This is a genomic window from Myxococcales bacterium (assembly GCA_016717005.1).
Lineage (GTDB): Bacteria > Myxococcota_A > Polyangia > Haliangiales > Haliangiaceae > UBA2376.
On sequence record JADJUF010000020.1, the window covers coordinates 49,915 to 73,893 of the forward strand.

Annotated in this window: 21 protein-coding genes and 1 pseudogene; 6 read left to right on the top strand and 16 right to left on the bottom strand. The window is 73.8% G+C overall.

The features are described from left to right. Window positions 1-29 precede the first annotated feature (29 nt). Entirely contained in the window at window positions 30-1,376 is a 1,347-nt protein-coding gene (argG, locus tag IPL61_18250; protein ID MBK9033184.1) for an argininosuccinate synthase, read from the top strand. Window positions 1,377-2,158: 782 nt separating this feature from the next. Here argG and IPL61_18255 read toward each other — a convergent pair. Continuing rightward, window positions 2,159-2,950, bottom strand: coding sequence for a hypothetical protein (locus IPL61_18255; GenBank protein ID MBK9033185.1), 792 nt, complete (start codon window positions 2,948-2,950; stop codon window positions 2,159-2,161). 65 nt (window positions 2,951-3,015) lie between these two features. Here IPL61_18255 and IPL61_18260 point away from each other — a divergent pair, with 65 nt between their 5' ends. Further along, window positions 3,016-4,674, top strand: a complete 1,659-nt coding sequence (locus IPL61_18260; protein ID MBK9033186.1) for a serine/threonine protein kinase — start codon at window positions 3,016-3,018, stop codon at window positions 4,672-4,674. A gap of 4 nt (window positions 4,675-4,678) precedes the next feature. On the opposite strand, the gene IPL61_18265 is transcribed toward IPL61_18260, so the two are convergent. The 4 genes from IPL61_18265 to IPL61_18280 all read right to left on the bottom strand — a co-directional run bounded on the left by IPL61_18265 (window position 4,679) and on the right by IPL61_18280 (window position 8,002). Beyond that, window positions 4,679-5,212, bottom strand: coding sequence for a hypothetical protein (locus IPL61_18265; GenBank protein ID MBK9033187.1), 534 nt, complete (start codon window positions 5,210-5,212; stop codon window positions 4,679-4,681). Beyond that, a complete protein-coding gene (locus tag IPL61_18270; GenBank protein MBK9033188.1) occupies window positions 5,209-5,883 on the bottom strand; it encodes a hypothetical protein in 675 nt (224 codons plus the stop codon). Before IPL61_18270 ends, IPL61_18265 begins: the two co-directional genes overlap by 4 nt. Window positions 5,884-6,077: 194 nt before the next feature. Further along, on the bottom strand, window positions 6,078-6,818 hold the full coding sequence (locus tag IPL61_18275; protein ID MBK9033189.1) for a TfuA domain-containing protein: 741 nt from the start codon (window positions 6,816-6,818) through the stop codon (window positions 6,078-6,080). Continuing rightward, on the bottom strand, window positions 6,818-8,002 hold the full coding sequence (locus tag IPL61_18280) for a YcaO-like family protein (protein ID MBK9033190.1): 1,185 nt from the start codon (window positions 8,000-8,002) through the stop codon (window positions 6,818-6,820). Before IPL61_18280 ends, IPL61_18275 begins: the two co-directional genes overlap by 1 nt. Before the next feature lie 170 nt (window positions 8,003-8,172). On the opposite strand from IPL61_18280, the gene IPL61_18285 reads away from it, so the two are divergent. Both IPL61_18285 and IPL61_18290 read left to right on the top strand, forming a co-directional pair. Continuing rightward, a complete protein-coding gene (locus IPL61_18285; GenBank protein MBK9033191.1) occupies window positions 8,173-8,808 on the top strand; it encodes a hypothetical protein in 636 nt (211 codons plus the stop codon). 322 nt (window positions 8,809-9,130) lie between these two features. Then, window positions 9,131-10,510, top strand: a complete 1,380-nt coding sequence (locus tag IPL61_18290) for a hypothetical protein (protein MBK9033192.1) — start codon at window positions 9,131-9,133, stop codon at window positions 10,508-10,510. Window positions 10,511-10,641: 131 nt separating this feature from the next. On the opposite strand, the gene IPL61_18295 is transcribed toward IPL61_18290, so the two are convergent. The 11 genes and pseudogenes from IPL61_18295 to IPL61_18345 form a co-directional block, all read right to left on the bottom strand. Beyond that, window positions 10,642-11,238: a rhomboid family intramembrane serine protease gene (locus tag IPL61_18295; protein MBK9033193.1), complete on the bottom strand. Its 597-nt coding sequence runs from the start codon at window positions 11,236-11,238 to the stop codon at window positions 10,642-10,644. Between the two features lie 209 nt (window positions 11,239-11,447). Next, complete coding sequence (locus tag IPL61_18300; GenBank protein ID MBK9033194.1) at window positions 11,448-12,842, bottom strand: ABC transporter permease; 1,395 nt, start codon at window positions 12,840-12,842, stop codon at window positions 11,448-11,450. Between the two features lie 12 nt (window positions 12,843-12,854). Continuing rightward, window positions 12,855-13,865: a hypothetical protein gene (locus IPL61_18305; GenBank protein ID MBK9033195.1), complete on the bottom strand. Its 1,011-nt coding sequence runs from the start codon at window positions 13,863-13,865 to the stop codon at window positions 12,855-12,857. Further along, window positions 13,862-14,812 carry a hypothetical protein gene (locus IPL61_18310; GenBank protein ID MBK9033196.1) on the bottom strand — a complete coding sequence of 317 codons (951 nt, stop codon included), beginning with the start codon at window positions 14,810-14,812 and terminating at the stop codon, window positions 13,862-13,864. The genes IPL61_18305 and IPL61_18310 overlap by 4 nt, the downstream gene beginning before the upstream one ends. After that, window positions 14,812-15,723 carry a hypothetical protein gene (locus tag IPL61_18315; GenBank protein MBK9033197.1) on the bottom strand — a complete coding sequence of 304 codons (912 nt, stop codon included), beginning with the start codon at window positions 15,721-15,723 and terminating at the stop codon, window positions 14,812-14,814. Before IPL61_18315 ends, IPL61_18310 begins: the two co-directional genes overlap by 1 nt. Then, on the bottom strand, window positions 15,720-17,123 hold the full coding sequence (locus IPL61_18320; protein ID MBK9033198.1) for a hypothetical protein: 1,404 nt from the start codon (window positions 17,121-17,123) through the stop codon (window positions 15,720-15,722). Before IPL61_18320 ends, IPL61_18315 begins: the two co-directional genes overlap by 4 nt. Beyond that, window positions 17,120-18,241 carry a hypothetical protein gene (locus IPL61_18325; GenBank protein ID MBK9033199.1) on the bottom strand — a complete coding sequence of 374 codons (1,122 nt, stop codon included), beginning with the start codon at window positions 18,239-18,241 and terminating at the stop codon, window positions 17,120-17,122. Before IPL61_18325 ends, IPL61_18320 begins: the two co-directional genes overlap by 4 nt. A gap of 22 nt (window positions 18,242-18,263) precedes the next feature. After that, window positions 18,264-20,122, bottom strand: a pseudogene (locus IPL61_18330) (glutamate mutase L). 28 nt (window positions 20,123-20,150) lie between these two features. After that, the gene (locus IPL61_18335; protein ID MBK9033200.1) at window positions 20,151-20,435 is read right to left on the bottom strand and encodes a hypothetical protein; all 285 of its coding nucleotides are present in this window, start codon (window positions 20,433-20,435) and stop codon (window positions 20,151-20,153) included. Beyond that, complete coding sequence (locus tag IPL61_18340; protein MBK9033201.1) at window positions 20,428-20,838, bottom strand: hypothetical protein; 411 nt, start codon at window positions 20,836-20,838, stop codon at window positions 20,428-20,430. The genes IPL61_18335 and IPL61_18340 overlap by 8 nt, the downstream gene beginning before the upstream one ends. Window positions 20,839-20,883: 45 nt before the next feature. Further along, window positions 20,884-22,143, bottom strand: coding sequence for a serine/threonine protein kinase (locus tag IPL61_18345; protein MBK9033202.1), 1,260 nt, complete (start codon window positions 22,141-22,143; stop codon window positions 20,884-20,886). 185 nt (window positions 22,144-22,328) lie between these two features. Between IPL61_18345 and IPL61_18350 the strand changes: the two genes are divergently transcribed. Both IPL61_18350 and IPL61_18355 read left to right on the top strand, forming a co-directional pair. Next, entirely contained in the window at window positions 22,329-22,685 is a 357-nt protein-coding gene (locus IPL61_18350) for a hypothetical protein (GenBank protein ID MBK9033203.1), read from the top strand. A gap of 140 nt (window positions 22,686-22,825) precedes the next feature. Beyond that, a complete protein-coding gene (locus IPL61_18355; GenBank protein ID MBK9033204.1) occupies window positions 22,826-23,935 on the top strand; it encodes a hypothetical protein in 1,110 nt (369 codons plus the stop codon). The last annotated feature ends 44 nt before the right edge of the window (window positions 23,936-23,979 follow it).

Sequence of the window (23,979 nt, forward strand, 5' to 3'; positions counted from 1 at the left end):
CCGCCGGCGATCGTGGTACGCCCGGGGCCATGAGCCGTATCTATCGTTCGCTGCCCCCCGCCGGCACCCGCCTCGGCATCGCGTTCTCGGGCGGGCTCGACACCCGCTGCGCGGTGGCGTGGCTGGCCGAGCAGGGCCAGGAGGTCTACTCCTACACCGCCGATCTGGCGCAGCCCGACGAGGCCAACCCGGCCGACATCCCGCCGATCGCGCTCGAGCACGGCGCCCGGGCGGCGCAGCTGCTCGACTGCAAGGACGCGCTCGTGCGCGAGGGCCTGATCGCGATCCAGTGCGGCGCGTTCCACCTGCGCACCGCCGGCAAGACCTACTTCAACACCACGCCGCTGGGCCGCGCGGTCACGACCACGGCGATCGTGCGCGCGATGATGGCCGACGGCGTCCACGTCTTCGGCGACGGCTCGACCCACAAGGGCAACGACATCCAGCGCTTCTACCGCTACGGCGTGCTGGTCGATCCGACGCTCAAGATCTACAAGCCGTGGCTCGACGGCGCGTTCGTGACCGCGTTCGGCGGCCGCACCGAGATGTCCGAGTACCTCGAGCGCATCGGCAAGCCCTACAAGATGGGCGTCGAGAAGGCCTACTCGACCGACGCCAACCTGCTGGGCGCCACCCACGAGGCCAAGGACCTCGAGCGCCTCGACATCGGCATGCGCATCGTCAACCCGATCATGGGCGTCGCGCCCTGGGACGCCGCCGCGACGATCGCGCCCGAGGAGATCACGCTCGGCTTCGAGCAGGGCGTGCCGACGACGATCAACGGCCAACGGTTCGGATCGCGGGTCGAGCTGTTCACCGAGTGCAACCGCATCGGCGGCCGGCACGGGCTCGGCATGAGCGATCAGATCGAGAACCGCGTCATCGACGCCAAGAGCCGCGGCTGCTACGAGGCGCCCGGCATGGCGCTGATCCACCTCGGCTACGAGCGCCTGCTGTCGGCGATCCACAACGAGAACACCACCGAGCTGTACGCGTCCCTGGGCCGGCGCCTGGGCCGGCTCCTGTACGAGGGCCGCTGGTACGACCCCGAGGCGTGCCTGCTCAAGGACGGCCTGGCCCGGTGGGTCGCGCCGGCGGTGACCGGCTCGGTCACGCTCGAGCTGCGCCGCGGCGACGACTACACCCTGCTCGACACCGAAGCCGAGTACATGGCCTACGCGCCCGACAAGCTGTCGATGGAGCGCGTGGCCGAGCCGGCGTTCACGCCCGAGGATCGCATCGGGGCGCTCGAGCTGCAGAACCTGTCGGTCGGCGACAACCGCGCGCTGCTGCTGCACCACCTCGACAGCCTGCGCCGGCTCGGCGCCGGCGGCGCCGCGAGCGAGCTGGGCGGCCTGCTCGGCGACGGCGCGTGAGGGCCGCGGGCGTGGCGCCCGCGTGCGTCACTTGCCGGTGCGCAGCTCGAGGCGCTCGTCCCGGGTCGAGCCGCCGCCGAAGAAACCAGCTCGCAGAGACGAGGCCGTCGGCCGCCGACAGGCACCAGCTGGCCCCGCCCTCGTCGCCGCCCCAGCTGTTGTCCTGGACGCACCAGCCGTCGCCCGAGGCCATGACCACGTGGGTCGAGCCGAACCGGCCGCCCTCCTCGGGGTCCTCCTCGGTCTCGTCGACCGGCGCCTGGTCGAGCGTGAGATCCGGCGCGGCCGCGATCGCGGCGGCCACCGCCTCGGCGTCGTCGACCGTGACCCCGGCGTCGAGGCGCCACAGCCGCTGACCATCGGTGACGAAGGCGCGCGCGAGCTCCTCGAGCGCCCGCGGCGTCACGACGTCCTCGTCGGCCGCGCACGTCAGGGTGGCGGTGCGCAGCTGCCCGAGCTGGCCGACGGTGAGCGTGCACGCGACCGTGCCCGTGGCCTCGTTGTTGACGTTGCCGTTGGCGTCGGCCGCCGGGTCCTGATCGTCCCAGTACGACGTCTCGATCGTGCCGGCGTAGGTCAGCGCGCGATCGCGCGCGAACAACCCGGTGAAGAGATCGGGCGCGGCGACCGGCGCGGCGGCGGTGTTGCCGATCGGGCGGGCCGGCGTCGACGCGCCATGACAGGCGGTGGCGCCCGCCAGGAGGCCCACGATCACGAACGTGCGGCTCATGGCGATGCAACGCCCCGAGCGCAGCGGCGATTCCGGAGGTCGGCCGGCGTGGTCACTGATCGTCGCACGGCGTGCCGAGGCCGCCCGGGTACACCCCGAGATCGCCGTAGATCATCGAGACGTTGGCCTCGACCGGCACCCGGGTCAGCGCGTTCTTGGCGCTGCCCTTGATCCAGCTGGCCTCGTCGCTCGACGTCACCAGCCGCAGCTGGCCGTTCTTGGTCGCGAAGATCTCGCCCACCGAGTCGGCGACGACGTTCTTCATGATCTGCGGCTTCATCGCGCCGGCCTGGCCGACGAAGACCCGGTAGCCCTTGCCGCCCTCCTCGTCGCGCAGGCGATCGACGTAGTAGTAGGTGCCGCTGTCGTCCCGGGCCAGGAAGTGGGCCTGGTGCTTCCACAGCGGCGACTTGAACGCGGCCTTGTCGAGGACCGCCCGGGCGTCGCCGTCGGCGAGCGGCTTGAGGACCTCGGTGTCCTCGCCGCACTGGACGAAGTAGTCGCCGGTGGCCTTGCGGCCGATCGAGGTCCGGCTCTCGACGCGCGGGGACCAGAAGGTGAACTCGAACGACGGCACCGGCTTGGCGGTCCCGTCGGCGCCGCCGCCGAAGACCCGGAGCTGGTAGACCGCCTTCTTGTCGCCGTAGAAGACCATGTGCTCGTCGCGCCAGCCGCTGTCGATCACGTAGATGCCGCCGTCGCTGTCGGTCAGGACCTTGAGCTGGCTCTTGGCCGCGCTGATGTCGACCACGTCGGCCTTCGGCTTCTTCTTGGGGCGGGCCTCCACGCTGCCGACCGACAGCGAGGTAGCGAGCACGACGAGGGCGACAGGGGCTGCGCGCATGGTCTGGTCATTATACGATGCCGGCGATGGCTCATTCACCGCAACACGCCCTCGATGTGGGCTCCGTGATTGCGGAGACCTACACGATCGAGGGGCTGCTGGGCCGCGGTGGCATGGGCGCGGTGTTCGTGGCCAGCCACGCGCGGCTGCCGGGCAAGAAGGTCGCGATCAAGATCCTCCACCCCGACGTGGCCGACGCGGAGTCGCTGGCGCGGTTCCGGCGCGAGGCCGAGATCGCCTCGCGCCTGGGCCACCCCAACATCGTCGAGGTCCACGACTGGAACCAGCTCCCCGACGGGACCCCGTACCTCGTGCTCGAGCTGCTGATCGGCGAGTCGCTGGCCGAGCGCATCAGCCGCGGCCCGATGCCGATCGAGGAGGTCATCCCGGTGGTGCGCCAGGTGGGCGCCGCGCTGGCCGCCGCCCACCGCGAGGGCATCATCCACCGCGATCTCAAGCCGGCCAACATCTTCCTGATCCCCCAGGACGAGGGACCGCCCCGCGCCAAGGTGCTGGATTTCGGCATCTCCAAGATCCGCGGGTCGGCCACGGTCCAGACCCAAGACACCCAGATGCTGGGCACGCCCCAGTACATGGCGCCCGAGCAAGCCACCGGTCGCCACGAGCAGGTCGACGGGCGCACCGACGTGTTCGCGATGGGCGCGGTGGTGTTCGAGATGCTCTCGGGCCACGCCGCGTTCGGCGGCGCCACGATCCCCGAGGTCGTGTTCAAGGTGGTGTTCGAGCCCGCGCCCGCGCTCACCAGCGTCGCCCCGACGGTGGCGCCGGCGATCGCCGCGGTGATCGATCGCGCGCTGGCCAAGAAGTCCGAGGAGCGCTGGCCCGACATCGGCAGCTTCGTCGAGGCCCTGACCGGCGCGCCGCTGGCGACCGGACGCGGGCCCGTGCCGACCGGGGAGCGCTCGGCGGCCGCGCCGTTGACGCCGGCGCGGCAGACCGCCCAGGAGGCGTTCGCGGCGACCGTCGGCTCGGGAGATCACGGCAGCGCGCTGGCCAGCCAGGCCCGGGCCGCCCTCGGCGTCGGCGCGGCCGCGACGGTGGCCACCGGCGTCGCGCCGCTGGTCGTGGCGCCGCTGGCCGCGGCCCCGAGCGGCGCGGCCCCGCCGGCGCCCCGCAAGCGCACCGGGCTCATCGTCGGCGCGGTCGTGGTCGTGATCGCCGGTGCGGCCACCGCAGCGGTGCTCGCGACCGGTGGCGGCGGCAAGGCTGGCGCGGCGCCGCCGGACGCGGCGATGGTCGCGAGCGTGGCTGACGCGGCGCTCGCGGTGCCCGCGCCCGAGCTCGACGCCGGGCCCGCGCCCGACGCCGTCGACGCGGGCCTCGTCGACGCGACCGTCGTCGAGCCGCCCACCGACGCCCGGGCCGCGAAGCCGATCGACGCGCGCGCGGCGCCCCCGCGGATCGACGCCGGCACCACCGGCCCGAGCCCGGCCGATCCCGACGAGCGCGATCCGGCGCTGGCGGCGGCGATCGCCGAGGCCAAGGCCGCGCTGCGCGGCGGCGACGCCGACGGCGCGCTGCGCGTGACCCGCGGCGCGCTCAACGACTTCCCGACCGCCCAGCAGCTGTTCGCGATCCGCGCCGAGGCCTACTGCGCCAACCAGGATCTCGGTGCCGCGCAGACCGCGTTCCGGAGCGTCAAGCGACCGAGGCTGCGCGCCCAGGTCAAGCGCGCGTGCGCCAAGGCCGGCTACGAGCTGTAGCCCGCTACCGCGACGCACCCGCCAGCGCCGGGAGATCGACTGACACGCCGGCGGCGACGAACACCTCGGCCGCCCCGCCCTCGAGCTGACGCGCGCCGAGGTCGAGGTACGCGCCGGTGGCGAGCACGCCGAGGACGCCGAGCGCGCCGCCGCCGTCGCCCGCGCCCCAGCGCACCCCGGCCAGCCGCCGCCGCAGCGCCGCCCGCGCCACCAGCGCGCGCCGCGGCTGGCCGGCGGTGACGCCCCAGAACAGCTCGCCGCGGCCGCCGATCCAGATCGCGCGATCGAGCCGCCGCGCCAGCGCGACGTAGGTGCCGTGAGCCGCGCCGCGGGCGGCGACGTCCTCGACGACCCAGCCGGCCCCGAGGTCGACCGTCGCGGCCGATCGATCGTCGAGCGCGCTGGCGTGCGCGCCGATCGACGCGCGGGTGCCGACGCCGTCGGCGGTGCCGACCGCGCCCAGCGTCGACTGGGTCGGCGGGATCACGCACGCGGCCGCGACCACCGTCGCCAGCGCCGCGAGCCCGCCCGCGGTCACCGGAACTCCGTCGACGTCATCGACAGCTTGAGCGTCCCGCCGAACGACCGCGCGTCGATCGTGGCCCCGCCGTTGCGCAGCGACTCGTCCTGGTGGTAGGCCTCGAGCGCCACGCCCAGGCGCGCGGCCCCCATCGGGTACACGTACTGGCCGCCGAGCCGGTACTGGCGCGACGAGGTCTCGATCGGATCCTCCGACGTCAGGTCGAACCCGTGGCGGTACGCGCCAGCGTAGACGCCCCACCCGGCCGGCGCGTAGCCGAGCTGCACGTCGGCGATCCCGCCGAAGAACCCGCCGCCGCCGCCGCCCATGCCGCCGCCCGACAACGCCACCGCCAGCGACACGTCGCCGACGATGAGGCGCGGGCGCACGTACGGGAACCCGCCCTTGACCGACACCTCCTGGCCGGCCGCCTTGTGCGCGACCTGGGCGTAGACCGCGCCGGCCTCGAGCCCGAAGTTGCGCGCGAACCGGAACATCGCCGAGCCCTCGGCCTGGAACGCCTGGCGATCGGGCCCGGCGCCGAGCGCCGCGCGGCCCTCGAGCACGCCGTGGCTGGACCGCCGGGGAGACTGCGGCCCGGCGCCGACGCCGAGCGGCGGCGCCACGCACCCGGCGACCAAGAGCGACAGGATCCAGATCGATCGCGCGGCGGTGAGCACGGGCGCCATCTGAGCAACGTCCGTGCCCGGGCGCACCAGCGCACGACCGCGATTCGACGGCGCGACCGCGCGGCGCTGACGCACGCTCGCCACAGGTCCATGACGCCGATGTCGGGCGCCTCGGGCCACCGCGACATGGCTGTCCGGATCGCGGCGATCAGCGCGGCCGGCCCGCCGCCGGGACGATCGCCCCGGCGACGCCGTCAGCGCGCGCGCCGCGTCGCCAGCGCCAGCAGCTGCGCGAACGCCCACGTGCGGGGCACCGGCGCGCCGGGCGCGGACACCGGCGGCGTGTCCGCCAGCGTGCGCAGGAGCGCGCGCGCGTCGTCGGCCTTGCGGTCGAACGGGTGCGCGACGCGCCACGCCGTGAACCGCGCGCGCGCCGGTGCCGGCACGGCCGCGTCGACCGCGGCCCAGGTGCGATCCCAGTACGCGATCGCCGCGGCCGCGCGCACGACCATCGTCGCGGCGCGCGCGTCGAGCACGCCGGCGACGCGGGCCCGCGCCACGACCGCGCGGACGTTCACGAGCGGCACCGACAGCGCCAGGTAGCCGCCCTCGGCCGGCAGGTGCGCGACCGCGACCTCGGCGTCGCCGATCAGCCGGCCGCGCCGGTAGTCGCGGTAGATCGAGCCGACCCCGCGCATGCCGAACCGATCGAGCTCGGCCGCGCGCAGCGCGCCCATGCTGGCGGCGCCCCACACCTCGACGCCGTGCTCGAGCGCCAGCAAGAGCTCCTTGTGCCAGACCGCGGCCATGCGCTCGAAGTAGCCGTCGATGATCACCAGCCGCGCCGGGCGCCGGCGCCGCAGCAGCCGGACCACGTCGAGCGCGGCCACCGGCGGACGCAGCTCGGCGTCGGGCGCCAGCGCCCGCACCTCGGCCGCCGGCAGGCTGGGTCCGACGAAGACGATCGTCGCGCCGTCGGCGCGCGCCGGCCGCATCAGCCCAGCCCCTCGAGCCGCGTGGCCCGGCCCGGCACCAGCACCTTGACCACCGGCACGTCGAGCCCGGGCTGGCGGAGATCGACCACGACCGCCTCGGGCGTGCCGGCCGCGGCCAGCGCCGCGAGCACCTGGGCCAGCGCGTCGCCGAGCTCGCGCACGTGCGGCCGCGGGTACGCGCCGGCGTCGATCGACTCGTCGGGCGGCGCCGCGTACCGGCGCCACACCCGCGCCAGCACGCGCCGATCGCTGGCGCGCTGGTAGTCGTGCGGAAAGAAGTCGTCGCGCGCGCCCGAGATGTACGTCATCCGGGTCTGGGCCGCCTCGGTGATCGCCCGGGCCATCGCGATCGCCGGATCGAGGTGACAGCCGAAGCCCTGGTAGAAGCCGACCGCGCGCCAGCTCGGCTCGCGCGGGTCGTGCATCAGGCCGCAGCCGAACACCGGCACGTCGACGTCGCTGGTCAGGTCCCACAACCACAGCCGCGCGCCGGCCGCGGTCACCTGCGCGATCAGCCGCTGGACCGTGCGATCGGCGACGGTGTCGAGCACGACCCGGCGATCGTGGCCGGTCAGGCGCCAGGTGGCCTCGGCGTCGCGCTCGATCACCTCGCACAGGCCGTGGACGATCGCCTCGACCAGGGTGTTGCCCGAGGCCAGGCCGTTGGACGACACGTCGAACAGCGGCGGCGCGGTCGCGGCCGGCACGCAGTCGAGCGTCACCGACTCCCACGGCACCCAGACCGCGCGGCCGCTCGGCAGCGCCACGCCCCGGACCCAGGGCCGCGCGACGTCGAGCGCGAACCGGCGCGGGTGACGCGGCAGCGCCTGGGCCAGCGCGATCGTGCGCGGCCCCAGCGTCCGCGCGCTGGCGACGCGATCGGGCCGACGCTCCTCGGCGTGCCAGGTCTCGAGGCTCTCCATCAACGCCGACACCTTGGCCGCGAGCGCGGTCACGCCCTTGCCCTGCGACGACGACAGCGACTTGCCCATCGGCCGGATCGCCGCGAACACCGGCACGCCGAGCGCGTCGAGCCCGGTCAGCTCGGCCAGGCGGGTGAGCCCGACCCGCGGCGCCAGCGGCGCGAACCGACGCCAGGTCTCGGCCAGGGTCGCGGTCCGCAGCGTGCCGACCCGCGTCCGGACGGGCGCGGACAGGGGCTGGCCGAACAGCGACGCGATCACGCGCGGCACCATACCCGCGCCGCCGCCTGTACGCGCCGCTACCGAGGCCGATTCCGGCGACTCGAATTCATGAAACTATTTTCAGTTTTTATTGACCCGAAGTCAATAGGATACGGGTTCACGTCGAGCCGCGGCCTTGCGACCCGGTGCGCGGTGACTACTCAGACCGCATGGACCTCCGCCTCGTCTCCACCCTCGCGGCAACCCTGGCGACCGCCGCGTGCGGCTTCGCCCCCACCGGTAGCGACGCGCCGCTGGCCGACCGCCTGGCCGCGCGCGCGCGCCTCGACGTCGCGGCCGACGGCGATCTCGCGGTCACCGCGATCGCGCGCGGCCAGGCGCTGGCGCTGACGCCGACGATCGTCGGCGGCGAGGTCGTGCTCCGCACGACCGCCGACCACTACCTGCTGGTCGAGGACCTGACGCTGCCGCTGGCCGACGTCACCGTCCCCGCCGGCATGCTCGGTCCGGCGCCGGTGCGCTTCACCGACCTGCGGCTGACGCTCGGCACCCAGCTGTCGGTGCCCATCCCCGTCGACGGCCCGCTCGACGCGATCGTCGGCTTCGGCAAGGCCGACCTGATCCTCGACTGGTCGCTGGTCAGCGACGACGGCGCGGTCCTGCCGCTGGGCATGCGCAAGGCCCCGCGCACGCCGTTCACCGTCGCGATCACCACCGACCTCGACGGCCGCGTCCGCGCCGACCTGGCGACGCACATCGACGGCACCGCGATCGTCGTCACCGACCTCGCCGCGCTCACCGACCTGACCCTCGCGATCACCAGCGCCAGCGCCGTCGCCGAGTAGCGCAGCGGGCGACGCCGGCGGCCGGGCTGGCCGCGGATCGCGGCCAGCCCCGCGCGGTGGAGCCGGCCACCACCGACAGGAACATCGACGCGCCGCGCGACGCGCCACGGCACCTGCCGTCGCCTGCGACCGCGCGACATCGACGAGGAGCTGGTCGACGTCAGCGCGGGCGGCGCGGCGCTCGCCACGGCGCCGTGAGCGAGGCGGCGCCGCGGAACGGCGGCGGGCAGCATTGAACCTCGGCCGGGGGGCGACGTAGCCTCGGAGGAGCGTCAGCCGCCGTCGGCGGTTTGAGCTCAAACCCCCACAAAGTAGAAACCACATGCGCAGGGTCGTTGCAGTAGCGTTGTCCGCGCTGGCCGTGGGCAGCTGCGGCTCCAAGAAGGAGCCGCCGCCCCCGTCGGGAGCGCCGGCGGCCGGGCCCGCCGCGGCCGGGACGCCGGCGCAACCGGCCCCGGCCGCGATCGATCGCGTCCTGGCCACGCTCCCCGCCGATCTCGTGCTCGGGTCCGCGTACTTCAATCGCGACGGGAGCGTCGTCGCGTACACCGCGAAGCGAGGTGGGGCGGCGTTCATCGGGGTCGGGGACAAGCTCAGCCCGCCGTACGACGAGGTCAGCATCATCCCGCGGCTCAGCGCGAACGCCGGCGTCGTCGCGTACCAGGCCAGGAAGGGTGACGATCACTTCTTCGTCCTCGGCGAGCAGCGCAGCGCCCCCCTGACGTACGTGAACTTCGAATGGGTGAGCGCGGACGGCACGCTCGGCGCCTACGCCGCCAAGGACGGCCGTGGCGGGTTCGTCGTCGTCGGCGCGAAGCCGAGCGAGGTCTACGACAGCGTCGGCGAGCTCGTCCTGAGCGACGACGGCAGCTTCGTGGCGTTCGAGGCCGAGCGGGACGACAAGGCGTTCGCGGTCATCGACGGCAAGCCCGGCGCGCCGTACTTCCTGGTCTGGTCGCTGGTCATGAGCGCGAACGCACGGGTCGTCGCGTACCGGGCGTCCCCGACGGGCGGCAAGGAGCGCGTGGTCGTGGGTGACAAGCCGGGCCCGATCTTCGAGAAGGTCGGCGCGCCGGTGGTGAGCGCCGACGGCACGCTCGTCGCGTACACCGGCGAGAAGGGGGGCAAGGAGTTCCTGGTCGTCAATGGCGAGGTGCGGGGGCCCTTCGATCGGGTCGGCGATCCGACCATCAGCGCCGACGCCAACGTCGTGGCGGCCGCGGTCCGGACCGGGAAGGCGCGGTCGGTGATCGTCGGCGACACGATCACCGAGCAGCCCATCGTCGGCGACCCAGTCGTGAGCGCCGACGGCAAGGTCGTCGCGTACGCGGTCGCGGACGGCGACAAGCAGCGCATGGTCGTGGGCGGCAAGCCCGGGCCCGCCTTCGACGAGGTCGTGATCCCGGTCCTGAGCCGCGACGGCACCCTCGCCGCCTACAAGGCCATCCAGGACGGCAAGCGGTTCCTGGTGGCCGGCGACACGATCAACGGGCCGTACGAAGAGATCGAGTTCATCGTGGTCGGCGACCGCCAGCTCGCCTACACCGCCAGGCAGGACGGCAAGGTGTACGCCTTCGTCGGCGACAAGCGCAGCGAGGGCTTCGATCGAGTCTGGAAGCCGACCTTCGACGCCGCCGAGACCCAGATCAGTTTCGGCGCCCGGCAGGGTCCGCAGATCGTCTGGAGCGTCGTCGCGCGGTGACGCGCCGCCGCGGGCCGCAGGCGCCGACGAGGCGAACGACGGACCCGCTCAGTTGCCCCAGCGGTCGTCGCGGCCGCCGCGGACGACCCGCAGCGGCGAGCGCCAGCGCCGGAACCGGATCACGAGCCGCGTCATGACGCGGGTCGGGCCCCGGTCATGTACGCGAGCGTGGCGCCGCCGGCGATCAACTCGGGCAGCACCCAGCGCAGCCCGAAGTAGGCCGCGGCCAGCACCGTCAGCGCCACAGTGCCGTAGGCCAGGAGCGCGCCGCCGACGGACAGGACGCCGTAGAACCGGAGCGGGCGCTCGGGGAACTGCAGCGCCCACGCCACCACCAGCGCGTCGGCGAGCGCCCAGCCGCCCAGGTGCGCGACGTCGCCGGCGCCCGGGACGACCAGCGCCAGGATCGTCGTGCCGACCCCGGCCAGCCCGAGGATCGCGCCGACGAACCGCACGAACCGCGCGTCGCCCCACGCCCCCGCGAGCGCGCCACCGAACCAGTAGAGCGTGACGCACGCGAACACCAGCCCGTACGGGCCCGGCGCGGCGAACGGCCAGGTCACGAGCCGCCACACCTCGCCCTGCCACACCCGGCTCGGCACCAGCGCCAGGTGTCCGAACCACGCGCCGTCGCCGTCGCCCAGCGCCGCCACCAGCGACACCGTCAGCGTCACGCCGATCAGCGCCCAGACCGCGGGCGACACCCATCGAGGCAGGCCAAGGACCATGGGCGGCACCATACCGGATGCCGCGACCGGGGTCAGGCCGTCATCAGCCCGCGCAGGCCGTCATCAGCCCGCGCAGGCCGTCATCAGCCCGCGCAGGCCGTCATCAGCCCGCGCAGGCCGTCATCAGCCCGCGCAGGCCGTCAGCAGCCCGCGCGCAGGCCGTCAGCAGCCCGCGCGCAGCCCGTCAGCAGCCCGCGCGCAGCCCGTGCTCAGTCCTCGCGCAGCCCGACCACCGGCCGCAGGTTCGCGGCCTTGATGGTGGGGATGAGCGTGGCGATCAGGCACAGCGCCATCGTGATGCCGGCGACCAGCAGGATCTCCGACGGGCGCATGCTGATGGGCAGGCGATCGATCAGGTAGACCTTGGGATCGAGCCGGTAGCCGTAGCCGCGCACGACCACGCACGTGGCGACCCCGAGGCCGATGCCGACGACCGTGCCCAGGACGCCGATGGCACCCCCGACCACCACGAACGCGACGCCGATGCCCTTGGACTGCGCGCCCATCGACTTGAGGATCGCGATCTCGCGCACGCGATCGGTCACCATCATCGTCAGCGCCGAGACCAGGTTGACGGTCGCGACCGCGATGATCAGCGTCAGCACGATCAGCAGCACCAGCTTCTGCGTGGTCAGCGCCTTGAACAGGTTGTGGTTGAGCTCGTACCAGTCCTGGACCTGGAACGGCGGCTCGCCCAAGCGCTTGCGCAGCTTGGCCGCGATCTGCGAGGCCCGATCGACGTCCTTGACCTTGAGCTCGACGCCCATGACCCGGTCGCCCCTGTCGGTCAGCACCTGGGTCTCGGCCAGGCTGGTGTACATGAGCCGGCGGTCGTACTCCTCGAAGCCGCTGTAGAAGATGCCCGACACCCGGAACCGGCGGGTCTTGGGCGCCGCGGCCTTGGTCCGCCAGGTCTCGAAGTCGACGTTCGACAGCGGCACGACGATCGTGACGTCGTCGCCGACGCCGATCCGGAGCTTCCGGGCCAGCTCCTTGCCGACGATGATGTTGGGCAGGACCGTGGCGCTCGACTTGACCTTGAGCGTCGCCAGGTCGCCCGCGATCATGTGCTTCTCGAGGTCGAGCACCGAGGTGACCAGCTCGGGATCGACGCCCTTGACCGCGACGCCCGAGATCCGGCCGTGGCCGGTGGTGGCGAGCAGCTCGAGGAAGTTGAACGGCTGCACCGCGACGACGTCGGGATCGATCGACTTCGCGATGTCCATGACGTCGCGGTACTCCGCGAAGTCGGTGGAGCTCTTCATGATGATCACGTGGGCGTTGACGCCCAGGACCTTGTCGCGGAACTGATCCTGGAAGCCGGTGGTCACCGACAGCACGACGGTCAACGCCGCGACCCCGAGCACCACGCCCAGCACGGCGACCGCGCTCGACACCGACAGGAGCGACAGCAGCCCGAACACCGCGGCCGAGACCAGGCCGATCAGCAGCAGCACGACGCCGATGGCGTGGCCGCTGCCCAGCGCCAGCACCAGGCCCAGCCCGAGCGCGGCCAGGAGCAGCGACAGCACGAGCCCGATGACCAGCCCCGGCTCACGGTGGCCGGCGTACAGGTAGCGCCACCCGATCTGGAGCTCGTACACGCGGGGAACCTATCAGCTTCCGCCGCTGGCGCCAGGGTCGCGGTCACGATCCCGGCGGCGCTCACGCACCTCCCAGACCGCGATGCCGCCGCCGATGAGCGCGATGCACACGAGCGCGACCACCGGGCCGTGGATGCGGTCGGCGTCCTCGGGCGCGACCGTGCGCCCCAGCACGTCGTAGGCGCGGCCGATCGCCAGCGAGATCCGGCCCTGCACGGTCAGGCCGAAGCTGGCGCCGAAGCCGATCATCAACACCCAGACGCCGAACCGCGAGATCGCCCCGATCGGCCCGCGGTGGGCGACCGAGAAGTAGAAGTAGACCAAGGACGACAAGAGCCCGGCCAGGAGCAGCAGGTTCGACACGATCCCGAACCCGTCGTGGTGCCCGGGCTCGACCGCGGCCTTGGCGTCGAGGCCGATCATCGAGCCGCGGGCCGCGGCCAGGTCGGCGCGCTCGAGCGGCGTCAGGCTCGGCCGGGTGGCGGCGTCGTCGAGGCTCGCGAACGGCCGCTGCGCGCGCTCGTCGAGGAGCTTCTTCGCCACCAGCGGCGAGCTGCCCGGCAGCGCGGTCAGGGCCTCGTCGTCGGCGGAGTTGAGATCGACCTTGGGCGCGTCGATCGAGCCCGCCGAGAACTTGATCTGCTCGGCCAGCTCGGACTGCGCGACCGCGTTGACCTGGAGGCCGGCGTAGAACGCGACGACGAACGCCAGCGGGTAGCGCCCCAGCCAGCCCCACCGGGGCGACAGCACCTTGACGAACATCAACACCACCAGCACCAGCGCCAGCGCGCGCAGCACCCACCACACGCCATGGGCGCCGCCGCGGAACAGCGCGTCGACCACCTTGGGCTCGACGTTGTCGCCGTACTGCAGGACGATCAGGTACCCGACCGACACGCCGATGAAGAGGTGCTCGGCCAGCTTGTAGAACGGGTTGTCCTTGTACAGGAACGACAGGCACGCGAACGTGATGAAGATCCCGATCCAGTAGCCGACGATGTCGACCAGCGGCAGCGCGGTCATCGGCGGCCTCCGCGGCGCCGGTGCCAGCGCCCGGCGAAGAACACGACGTTGCCGAACAGGATCGCGGCGATCACGACCAGGTTGGCGATGTTGAGCACGTCGGCGCCGGCGGTGCCGGCCCCGGGCTTGCCGACCAGGTTCTCGTACCCGGCCGAGCCGGCCATGCCGCCGACCAGGCCGATCAGCTGGCCGGTCTGGAAGTACGGCGCCAGGTCGGTGGTCGACACCGCGGTGCAGGCCGCGATCATCGGCAGCTTCTCGCGCGTGCCGACGAACTGCACGTACTCCTTGGCGCCGGGCGAACCGGCGCTCACCAGCACGATCAGATCGAAGTCCTTGAGCTTGTTGAGCCCCTGCATCATCGGGATGCGATCGAGCGGCGTGCCGTCGTCGGCGTGGCCGTCGAACGCGTCGCGCAGGTCGGTGCCGAACTGCTGGATGATGGCGCCCCGGCCGTCGCGGAACCCCAGGTTCACGTAGTCGACGTTCTTCCGGTACGGGGCGTCGGGCGCCCCGGCGTAGCCGTCGGTGCCGGGCGGCGCGATCGCCGCGTCGACGGTCTCGCGCAGGTAGCGCTCGACCAGCGGCGGCGCCTGGTACCAGGTGGTCGCGAACACCAGGCGCGCGTGCTTGCGCTTGAGGTGCAGCGCCACCGCCCGGTAGAACGGCTCGATCTCGGGGGTCGAGGCCGGATCGAGATCGAGCGACACGAACACCCGGGCGCACCGCGGCGACCCCGGGCGCGGCTGGTCGGTCGCCGGATCCAGCTCGCAGGTCGGCAGCGCCTCGACCGCGTTGAACGCGGCCTTGGTCATCGGGTCCGGCTTGGCCGGCAGCCCCAGCGGGAAGAACAGCGGCACCACCACCGCGATCGCCATCACCAGGAAGATCCAGCGACGATCGAAGCGCTGCAGACGCTCGCTCCAGTGTTCGCGGGCGACGGCCATCAGTCGTTCCCCAGGTGCGAGCGCTCGAGACCGAGGATGACGCGCAGGCCGGTGGCGATCGCGCCGATCGCCGCCCCCATCATGATCGCGCGGCGGCCGCCGTTGGACGGCACGTCGAGCAGCCACTGCGCGAGGTCGGGGAACACGTCGGAGATCGCCCCGCCCAGCGGCGCCCGGCCCAGCATCATGAAGATCGCCGCGGCCAGCAGCAGCGCCGCCTCGGTGTTGCGGGCCCGGAACGCGCGGAACGCCGCGGACGCGACGAAGAACGCCAGGAGCGCAAACATGGTCGCGTTGGCCGGGCCGAAGACGTGATCGTAGATCCACACGAACACGCGCCCGTCGCGGCCCCACAGCATCGGCGGATCGCCGCCCACGCTGACGCTGTCACCGGCGGCGAGCGTGACCGTCGCCTCGAGCGCGCGGTACCCGGCGACCCGCCGGTACAGCTTGATCGCGACCTCGCCCGGCGGCACCTCGATCGCCACCGGCCGCCCGGTGCCGGCGCCGATGGTGGCGCCGACCTGGTACATGGCGTCGGCCGGCACGGTGACCGTCACCGTCGCGGGCGCGGCCTCGTCGGCGCTGGGCGTGGTCGGCCCGCGCGCGATGGTCGGCGCCTTGGCGCTGGCGCCGAGCTTGTGCCACGGCAGGCCGACCAGCAGCATGACCGCGGCCGAGGCCAGGAGCACCACCTTGAACTGCCAGTCGGCCTCGCGCCGCCGGATCTTGGGCCAGGTGACCTGGATGATGTTGATGCCGCCGATGATGAAGGCGACCGCGGCGAGGATCGCCGCCCACGACCGGAACTCGCCCGACAGCGACCCGACCAGGTGGTGCGGGATGTAGAACTCGGCCAGGGCGTAGGCGCCGAACAGCGTGCCCAGCACGATCGGCAGGGTCTTCTTCACGGGAACACCTTGGGCCCGAGGTCGAACACCCCGGCGGTCGCCAGGATGACCCCGACGACGATGAACAGCATCGCGAGCATCTTGAAGGCGTCGCCGGCCTTGAGGTTGGCCAGCAGCGTCGGCTCCTTGGTCAGGTAGGCCGAGGCCGCGTACAGCTCCTCGCCGATGAGCGTGTAGTCGCAGGCGGTGATGAAGAACGGCAGCTGGGTCAGCTCGGCGGTGCCGGCGATCTGGACCGCGCCGGTCAGGAACCCGGTCTCGGCCAGGAGCAACGACTCGCCGTAGAACGCGCCGAAGTAGATGTTCGTCGCCGGGCGATCGCGCAGGATGATGCCGCTGACGCCGGCGGCGAACGCGAACTGCTCGGCGGTGATGAACAGGCACCGCTCGGGCCGGTGGGCGTCGATGCGGCCGGCGTTGGCGTAGCCCTGGCGGACGACCTCCTCGGCGACGATCATCGTCAGCGGGTAGTAGTTGGCGACCGTGAGGTCGGTGTCGTACTCGGCGGTCTTCTCGGCGACATGGCCGAGGATGAGCAGCGACGCGATGGTCTGGATGTTCTGGATGTCCTCGAGGCCGGTCACGTACAGGACCGGCCGGCCCATCTCGGTCGAGCGGCCGATCGCGTCCTCGATGGCGTCGACGCCGGGCAGCCGACGGATGTACAGCTCCTTCTTGTCGCGCGCGGCCCGGACGTACCAGCCGATCAGCGCGGCGATCAGCAGGACGACCGCGAGGATGCCGGCGCGGCCGGTGTTGAACCACGCGGCCTCGGGGTTGCGCGGCCCCAGCACCGCGGCCGGCGAGGTCGCGACGATGACCTTGCCGGGGCCGCGCCGGGCCTCGACCACGACGTACTCGTAGCTGCCGCCGGGCGCGACCTCGTCGGTGAAGTCGGTCTCCCCGCCCTCGAGCACGGTCGCGACGGTCCAGGGGCCGACCGCGTCGCCCAGCGCGAGCTTGCCGACCTCGGGCGGGTTGGGCCCGGCGAAGGCCTCGGCCCAGGTGCGGGGGCCAGCGTCGGCGGGCGCGAGGAGCTCCGGGTACGCCGCGGCCGCGCCGGGCGTGCCGTGGGGCCGCCGGAAGATCAGCGTCACCACGTCGTCGGCGACGTCGGCGGCGCGGGCGAACGTCACGACCAGGTGGCGCCCGTCGTCGTTCTTCGGCGCGCGCACCTCGAGCCCGAGCACGCCGGGCACCGGCGGCGCCGGCGCCGCCGCGGGCTCGCGGGGCGGGCGCGGGCCCGGCAGCGGCGCGATCGGCACCGGCGCGGGATCGCGGCTGGGCCCGACGCCGGGCGGCAGCGGCGTCATCGGCTGCGCCGCGGCCGGCGCGGCCGGCGCGGCCAGCGCGGCCAGCGTCACGAGCGCACAGGCGGCGAGCGTCCGCGCGCGGCTCATCGCTCGATCACCTCGACGTTGGCGCGCGGGACCAGCGCGGTGGTGCCGTCGGCGAGCGCCACCTCGACCACGCGCACGCGGGTCTCCGACGGCAGCGTGTGCAGCGCGCTCGGCAGCGCCGAGATCGTCCCCAGCTTGCCGAAGTACGGCGCGCGGATGCAGCGCACCGGCGCGCCGACCGAGAGGCCGGCCGGCGGCGCCACCTCGTCGGTGGTCGCGGCGTCGTCGCCGAGCGGCACGACGACCTCGGGCCGGATGACGCCGGCGCGGATCTGGGTGGCGCCGCACACCGACGCGGTGCGGCCGTCGAAGCCGCGCAGGAGCGCGAACGTGGCCTTGGCCATCGCGATGTCGCCGAAGCCCTCGGTCACGACCAGCGTCGTCGCGAGGTGCTCGGTGCCGGTGACCGCGACGCCGACGTCGTAGCCGAGCAGCTCGCGCACGTCCTGGTAGGCGAAGCCACCGCTGACGATCGCCGCGACGCCGAGGTCCATCGCCTTCCGCATCGCCGCGAGCGACACCCGGGCGCCGCCGATCACGATCTTGCCGGCGTGGGCGCTGGTCAGATCGTCGGCCTCGAGCGGCTGCTCGGGCGCGGTCGCGACCATCACCAGCGGCGCGTGGACCTCGCCGGCGAGGCCGAAGATGCCCTGCACCAGCGCCGCGACGGTCTCGACCACGACGCCCTCGCTGGCGACGACCTCGACGACCACGCCGTCGACGTAGGCCCGGACCTCGACCGGCACCGGCGGCTCGCGCAGCACCGCCTGCCCGGTCACGGCCGACACCGACTCGAGCGTGCCGGTGATCGGCGACGGCACGGTCGTGCGGAACAGGCCGAAGAAGCTGCGCGTGGTCGCGAGCGGCGCGCCCTTGGTGACCGCGCCGCCCGGCCGCACCACCAGCTTGTCGTCGAGCTCGTCGGGCAGCGCGCCGAGGGCGGTCGCGAGGTTGACCAGGTGGACCTTGCCGGGCAGCTCGGTGCGCGCGACCACGTCGGTCGAGCGCACCTGGTCACCGACCGCGCGCAGCACCGTCCCCGGCATCGGCAGCCGCCGCGTCTTGCGCACGGTCGTGCGGCGCGTGACGGTCAGGCCGGGGGTGTAGGCGTCGCCCATGGATCGCGTGAGGATACGTGATTCAGTCGGGGTACAGCGCCAGGGCGCTCGACCAATCGGCGCTGGCGGCGACCCGCGCGGCGCGGTCGTCGGAGATCGTCATCGGCCGGCGCCGCGCGCGTCGAACACCAGCCCGACGTGGCCGCCGCGCACCCGCCGCTCGACCTTGACGCCGGGACCGGCGCCGACGTCGACGCCGCGGGCCGGGGTCAGCGCCAGCTCGGCGTGCTGGCCGTCGGCGAGCGCCACCCGCGTGAGCGCGCCGGCGACCAGCTCCTCGTGCACGCGCGCCCCGTCGGGCATGCGCAGCTCGACCGTGACCAGCGGCCCCGCCTTGACGGTGCCGACCGGCGCGACGCAGGTGCCGAGCCGCACCAGGCAGTCCTTCTCGAACACCTCGGTCGCCGCCGCCGGGTGGATCGTCGAGAGCACGCCCAGGTGCGGCATCATGAAGATCGAGTCGACCGCGATCTCGGTGACGCCCTCGACCTGGAACGCGTCGATCATCATCAGCATCGACTGGGCCCGGCGCGGCGCGTGGCTGAGCACGCCGCCCGAGCCGACCAGCAGATCGAGCCGCATCAGGTCGACCAGCGAGTCGCTGTGGTGCTGATCGAACGCGTCGGCGATCGACCGGGCCTGCTGAGCGCCGTGGAGCTTGACCGCGAACTGCTTGTGCTGGATGAACGACAGCCGCAGCGCCTCGCGCGCGATCGCCTGCTCGATCTTGAGCTCGTCGAGGGTCTCGGGGATCGTGGTCGGGCGGATCATCTTGCCGCCGATGCGATCGCGCAGCTCGGCCGGATCGAGGTCGAACGGGACCCAGCGCTGGATGCTGGCCAGGCCGGCCTCGGCCAGGACGTTGCTGACCGAGTACGACATGCCGAGGTTGGCCGAGACCGTGCGGTTGAACGTGCCGTCGAAGACGCTGAACACGTCGGTGGTGGCGCCGCCGATGTCGACGCCGACCACGTTGACGCGATCGCGGGCGGCCAGCGCGGCGATGATCAGCCCCATCGCGCCCGGGGTCGGCATGATCGGCGCGTCCGACCAGCTCATCAGCTTGGCGTAGCCCGGCGCCTGGGCCATGACGTGCTCCATGAACACGTCGTGGATCGCGTCGCGGGCCGGCGCGAGGTGCTCGGTCTCGAGCGTCGGCCGCAGGTTGTCGACGAACTGCAGCGCGACCTGGCCGCCGAGGATGCGCTCGACGTCGGCCCGGACCGCGATGTTGCCGGCGTAGATCACCGGCAGGTCGAAGCTGGCGCCCAGGCGCGGCCGCGGCTGGGCCGCGCGCAAGAGCTCGGCGATCGCGACGACGTGCTTGCGGGTGCCGCCGTCGGTGCCGCCGGCCAGGAGGATCATGTCGGGCCGGAGCTGGCGGATGCGCTCGATCTTCTCGTGCGGCAGCCGGCGATCGTTGACGGCGATCGCGTCCATGACGATCGCGCCGGCGCCGAGCGCGGCGCGGGTGGCGCTCTCGGCGGTCATGTTCTTGACCACGCCCGCGACCATCATCTGCAGGCCGCCGCCGGCCGACGAGGTCGAGATGTACAGGTCGGTGCCGACGCCGTCCTTTTCGGGGCGCAGGATCATCGGCCCGTCGGGGCCGTGGGGGTGGGCGGCGCTGCCGTCGCTCAGGAACTGGCGCCCGCGCAGCTCCTGGATCTCGCGCACGGCGTTGACCACGCCCCGGGTCACGTCCTCGACCGGGGCCTCGACCGTGGTCGGGGCCTCGCCGCGGCAGGTCAGGCGGTACTCGCCGGCGGCGTTGCGCTCGATCAGGATCGCCTTGGTCGTGGTCGAGCCGCAGTCGGTGGCGATCACCGAGCGGATCGCGTCAGGATCGATCGCGGGCGAGGCCGACGCGGGCGCGGACATCTCCGCCGGGTGTATCACGGGCGGCCGCTCAGGCGCGGGCCTCGAGCCGGCGCAGCAGCAGCTCGATCGCGCCGCGGCGCTCGAGCACGCGCTGGACCTGATCCCAGCGCACCGGCGAGGTCCAGACCAGCGCCACCAGCGGCCGCAGGCCGATCATGAGCTGGCTGCCGAGGAACCCGAGCGGCGCCATCGACTCGAGCATGAAGATCGCGGCCGAGGTCAGCCGCCGCCGGGCGATCGCGTCGGCCAGCTCGTCGAGCATCGCGCGATCGTCGTCGGCCAGGCTGGCCTCGAGCGCGTCGAGATCAGTCACCGGCCACCGCCGGCAGGCGCGCCCGGGCCGCGGCGACGATCGCGTCGCGATCGCCGCCGTCGAACATGACGATCATCCCGCGGTAGCGATCGAGCCAGGTCGCGCGCGCGAACGGCGACAGCAGGAGCGCCCGGGCGCCGACGTCGAGCCGGCGCAGCTCGGCCCAGGTCCGGTAGCGGCGCCGCGGCCAGCGCCGCTCCTCGATGCCGGCGTCGTCGAGGCGGTACGTGGTCGGCAGCCAGAACGGGGCGACCGCGATCACCAGCAGCGCCGCCGCCAGCGCCGCCAGCCACGGCGCCTCGAGCGTCACCAGCACCGCCCACGCCGACAGCAGCACGACCGCCGCCAGCAGCGCGACGTGATCGGGCCGGCGGCGCGCGGGGTGGGCGGTCCAGGCGAGCACACCCGTGGGTAGCAGATCTGGCCGGCGCGCGCGACGCGGGCGCGGCTACCAGCCACCGGGGTCGGCCAGCGCGCCGCCGATCAGCTCGGCGCCGCGCACCAGCGCCTCGCCGACGCGGGTCCGCAGCTCGATCGCGACCTGGGGGTGCCGGGTCGGGCGGGTCGCCAGCGCGCGCTCGAGCTGCGCGACCGTGGCGGCGGCGGCCGCGGCGTCGAGGTGCTCGCCCACGAACAGCCAGGCGTCGCCGAGCTCGCGCAGGAGCGTGAAGCCCGCGACGACCGCGATCGGCTCGACCAGCGGGAACACCGCGTCGAGGTCGTCGAGGAGCGCGTCGTCGATCGTGGCGGCGTCGTGATCGGCGCGGACCAGCACCGCGGCGCCGACGATCGCCCGGGTCGCGACCTCGACCTCGACCATGACCGCCGCGCGCAGCGCCGCGAACAGCGCCAGCGGATCGGCGAAGCGCCGGGTCGGCTCGACCGCCATCGCCCGGACGATCACGTCGTCGACCGCCGCCGGCAGCGGCGCCACCTCCGACGGTCGCGGCCGGGCCGCGTGCAGGTGCAGGTACTGCGACATCGTCACCGACGCGTCGGCGAACACCATCCGGCCGGTCAGCAGGTGGTACGCGAGCGCGCCGAGCGCGTAGACGTCGGTGCGGGCGTCGATGACCTCGCCCCGGATCTGCTCGGGCGCCATCGACGCCGGCGTGCCCAGCGCCTGGCGCGACGCGGTCAGCTCGGCGCCGGCGCCCTCGAGCAGCTTGGCGATCCCGAAGTCGACCAGCACGACCCGATCGCCGGCGCCGTCGCGGCACACCAGCACGTTGCCGGCCTTGAGGTCGCGGTGGATCACGCCCTGGGCGTGGGCGGCGGCGACCGCGGCGCACAGCGGCTCGAGCACGGCCAGCGCCTCGGCCGGGGTGTACCGGCCGCGCCCGCGGATCGTGGTGTCGAGGTCGACGCCGCGCACGAACTCCATCACCAGGAACGGCGCGCCGACCTCGGTCAGACCGGCCTCGAGCAGCCCGACCACGTTGGGGTGGTGGAGCCCGGCGATGATCTCGGCCTCGCGCACCATCCGCCCGGCGATCTCGGGCGAGGTCACCAGGTGCGGGTGCAGGACCTTGAGCGCGCCGGTAGCCCCGGAGCGGACGTGCGCGGCCTGGTAGACGGTGCCGAAGCCGCCGCTGGCGATCGCCTGCACCACCCGCCAGCCCCCGACGACATCGCCCGCAGCCAGGCCGGCCGCGGGGTCGGCGTCCCCGCCCAGCCGCCTGGTCACCCCGGGATCGTCCTCGGCCATGCGCGATCACCGTATCACGCACGCCCGCGACGGCGCCGGCGTGCGATCGCGGGGCGGTGGCGCCGCAGGTGCAGGCTGCCGCCCGCAGCTGCGGGCCCGCCCCTGCAGGCGCCGGGCGCGCGCGCACAGAGATCCGAGGAGTTGGGCCCGCGTTCGAGCGGTACGGTTCGTGCTGAACCGACGGCATGGGGTCCTTCAAGCACACGCTGCTTTGGTTCGTCTCGTGCACCGCCGCCGCCGGCTGCGCGCTCGACGAGGGTGACGTCGAGACCGGCGCGGCCGCGGGCATCTGGGACCGCAACGGGCCGTGGTGGAACCACTACGCCGACCGCGACGGCCACAGCGCGAGCTACGCGCCGTCCGGGGTCTGGCGCAACGCGGTGTCGGGCCTGTCGGACTTCGCGATCCGCCTCGACGCCAGCGCGTCGGCGTGCGGCGCCGGCCCCGGCGGCGCGACCGGCGCCCCGGTCGGCAACATCGCCGACGGCGGCCGGATCATCGGCGCGGATCTCGAGATCGTCGACGGGGCGGCCCGCACCTGATCCAGCCCGGCGAGGCCGTCGCGCTCGCCGGCTGGCTCGAGACCAGCGCCGGCGCGCCCGAGCTGGCGCGGTTCGAGTTCACCGGCCTCGGCTACATCGCCCATCCCGAGCGCCCCGATCTGGTGTGGCACCAGCTGCGGATGCGCGTGCGCCGCGGCAGCGATTGCACCGTCCGCGCCGAGCAGGTCGTGCAGGTCGCCGCGGCGGTGGGCTTCCCCACCAGCGCCGGGCAGGGGCTGTCGATCCGCGCGGGCCGGTTCATGGCGTCGGCGAGCTACTACGCCCCGCCCGGCCAGCCGACCGGCCAGGTCGTCGGCCTGCAGACCAAGTACCAGCTGAGCTCGCAGGTCCCGGCGGTCTTCGACGGCCCCGACGACGTGCTGGTGACGTGCGCCGGCGGTGAGCCGGTCGACAGCGCGCTGCTCGGCGCCTACGTCACGCTCGCGCTCGGCGCCGGGACCCGGGTCACGATGCCCGGGGACGTCGCCTCGCACCCGGTCTACGCGCTCATGACCCGGCTCGGCGAGCGGGTCCGCCTCCACGTCGGCGTGCGCACCTCGACCGGCGCGCTGTCGGAGCTCTGCTACGGCCCGGGCGTGCCTGCGCTCGCCGGCACGCGCGTCGAGCGCCTCGGACACGCGGCCGTGCGCGATCGCTACGACGTCATCCTCGGGCCGAGCTTCGCGGGCGCGCTCGGCGATCGGACCGCGGGCGCCGACGTGTTCATCGGTGGTGGCGACGAGCCCCGCCGCCGCAACGCCTATCGCGCGAGCTCCGAGAACGCGCTGGCCGGCACCTTCGCCGATCAGGCCGAGGCGGCGATCGCGCAGCAGCGCCTGGGCGCGGCCAGCGGCGCGATCGTGTCGTGGTCGGACGCGGCGAACCGGCTGATCGGCGCGGGCATGTACGTCGCCGCCGAGCCGGGGCCCGACGACGTGACCTTCGCGTCGTTCGACGGCGTCATGGAGAACGCCTACGAACACCCGGTGTGCGGCGACGGCGTGTGCGGGATCGGCGAGGCCTCGACCTGTCCGAGCGACTGCTACCTGGTGCCGACGCCGTCGCCGACCCCGTCGCCGTCGCCGACCCCGATGCCGACGCCGTCGCCGACCCCGTCGCCGTCGCCGACCCCGATGCCGACCCCGACCCCGTCGCCGACCCCGTCGCCGACCCCGTCGCCGAGCCCCGCGCCGACCCCGACCCCGTCGCCGACCCCGACCCCGTCGCCGAGCCCGGCGCCGTCGCCGTGACCCGCGGCCCTCGACGGTGACGACCAGACGCGCGACCCTGGTGT

Bases quoted from the DNA above. Each gene is read 5' to 3' on its own strand.
- argG (MBK9033184.1), top strand. From the start codon at position 30: ATGAGCCGTATCTATCGTTCGCTGCCCCCCGCCGGCACCCGCCTCGGC.
- IPL61_18255 (MBK9033185.1), bottom strand. From the start codon at position 2,950: ATGCGCGCAGCCCCTGTCGCCCTCGTCGTGCTCGCTACCTCGCTGTCG.
- IPL61_18270 (MBK9033188.1), bottom strand. From the start codon at position 5,883: ATGGCGCCCGTGCTCACCGCCGCGCGATCGATCTGGATCCTGTCGCTC.
- IPL61_18275 (MBK9033189.1), bottom strand. From the start codon at position 6,818: ATGCGGCCGGCGCGCGCCGACGGCGCGACGATCGTCTTCGTCGGACCC.
- IPL61_18285 (MBK9033191.1), top strand. From the start codon at position 8,173: ATGGACCTCCGCCTCGTCTCCACCCTCGCGGCAACCCTGGCGACCGCC.
- IPL61_18290 (MBK9033192.1), top strand. From the start codon at position 9,131: ATGCGCAGGGTCGTTGCAGTAGCGTTGTCCGCGCTGGCCGTGGGCAGC.
- IPL61_18295 (MBK9033193.1), bottom strand. From the start codon at position 11,238: ATGGTCCTTGGCCTGCCTCGATGGGTGTCGCCCGCGGTCTGGGCGCTG.
- IPL61_18305 (MBK9033195.1), bottom strand. From the start codon at position 13,865: ATGACCGCGCTGCCGCTGGTCGACATCGTCGGCTACTGGATCGGGATC.
- IPL61_18310 (MBK9033196.1), bottom strand. From the start codon at position 14,812: ATGGCCGTCGCCCGCGAACACTGGAGCGAGCGTCTGCAGCGCTTCGAT.
- IPL61_18320 (MBK9033198.1), bottom strand. From the start codon at position 17,123: ATGAGCCGCGCGCGGACGCTCGCCGCCTGTGCGCTCGTGACGCTGGCC.
- IPL61_18325 (MBK9033199.1), bottom strand. From the start codon at position 18,241: ATGGGCGACGCCTACACCCCCGGCCTGACCGTCACGCGCCGCACGACC.
- IPL61_18345 (MBK9033202.1), bottom strand. From the start codon at position 22,143: ATGGCCGAGGACGATCCCGGGGTGACCAGGCGGCTGGGCGGGGACGCC.
- IPL61_18350 (MBK9033203.1), top strand. From the start codon at position 22,329: ATGGGGTCCTTCAAGCACACGCTGCTTTGGTTCGTCTCGTGCACCGCC.
- IPL61_18355 (MBK9033204.1), top strand. From the start codon at position 22,826: ATGCGCGTGCGCCGCGGCAGCGATTGCACCGTCCGCGCCGAGCAGGTC.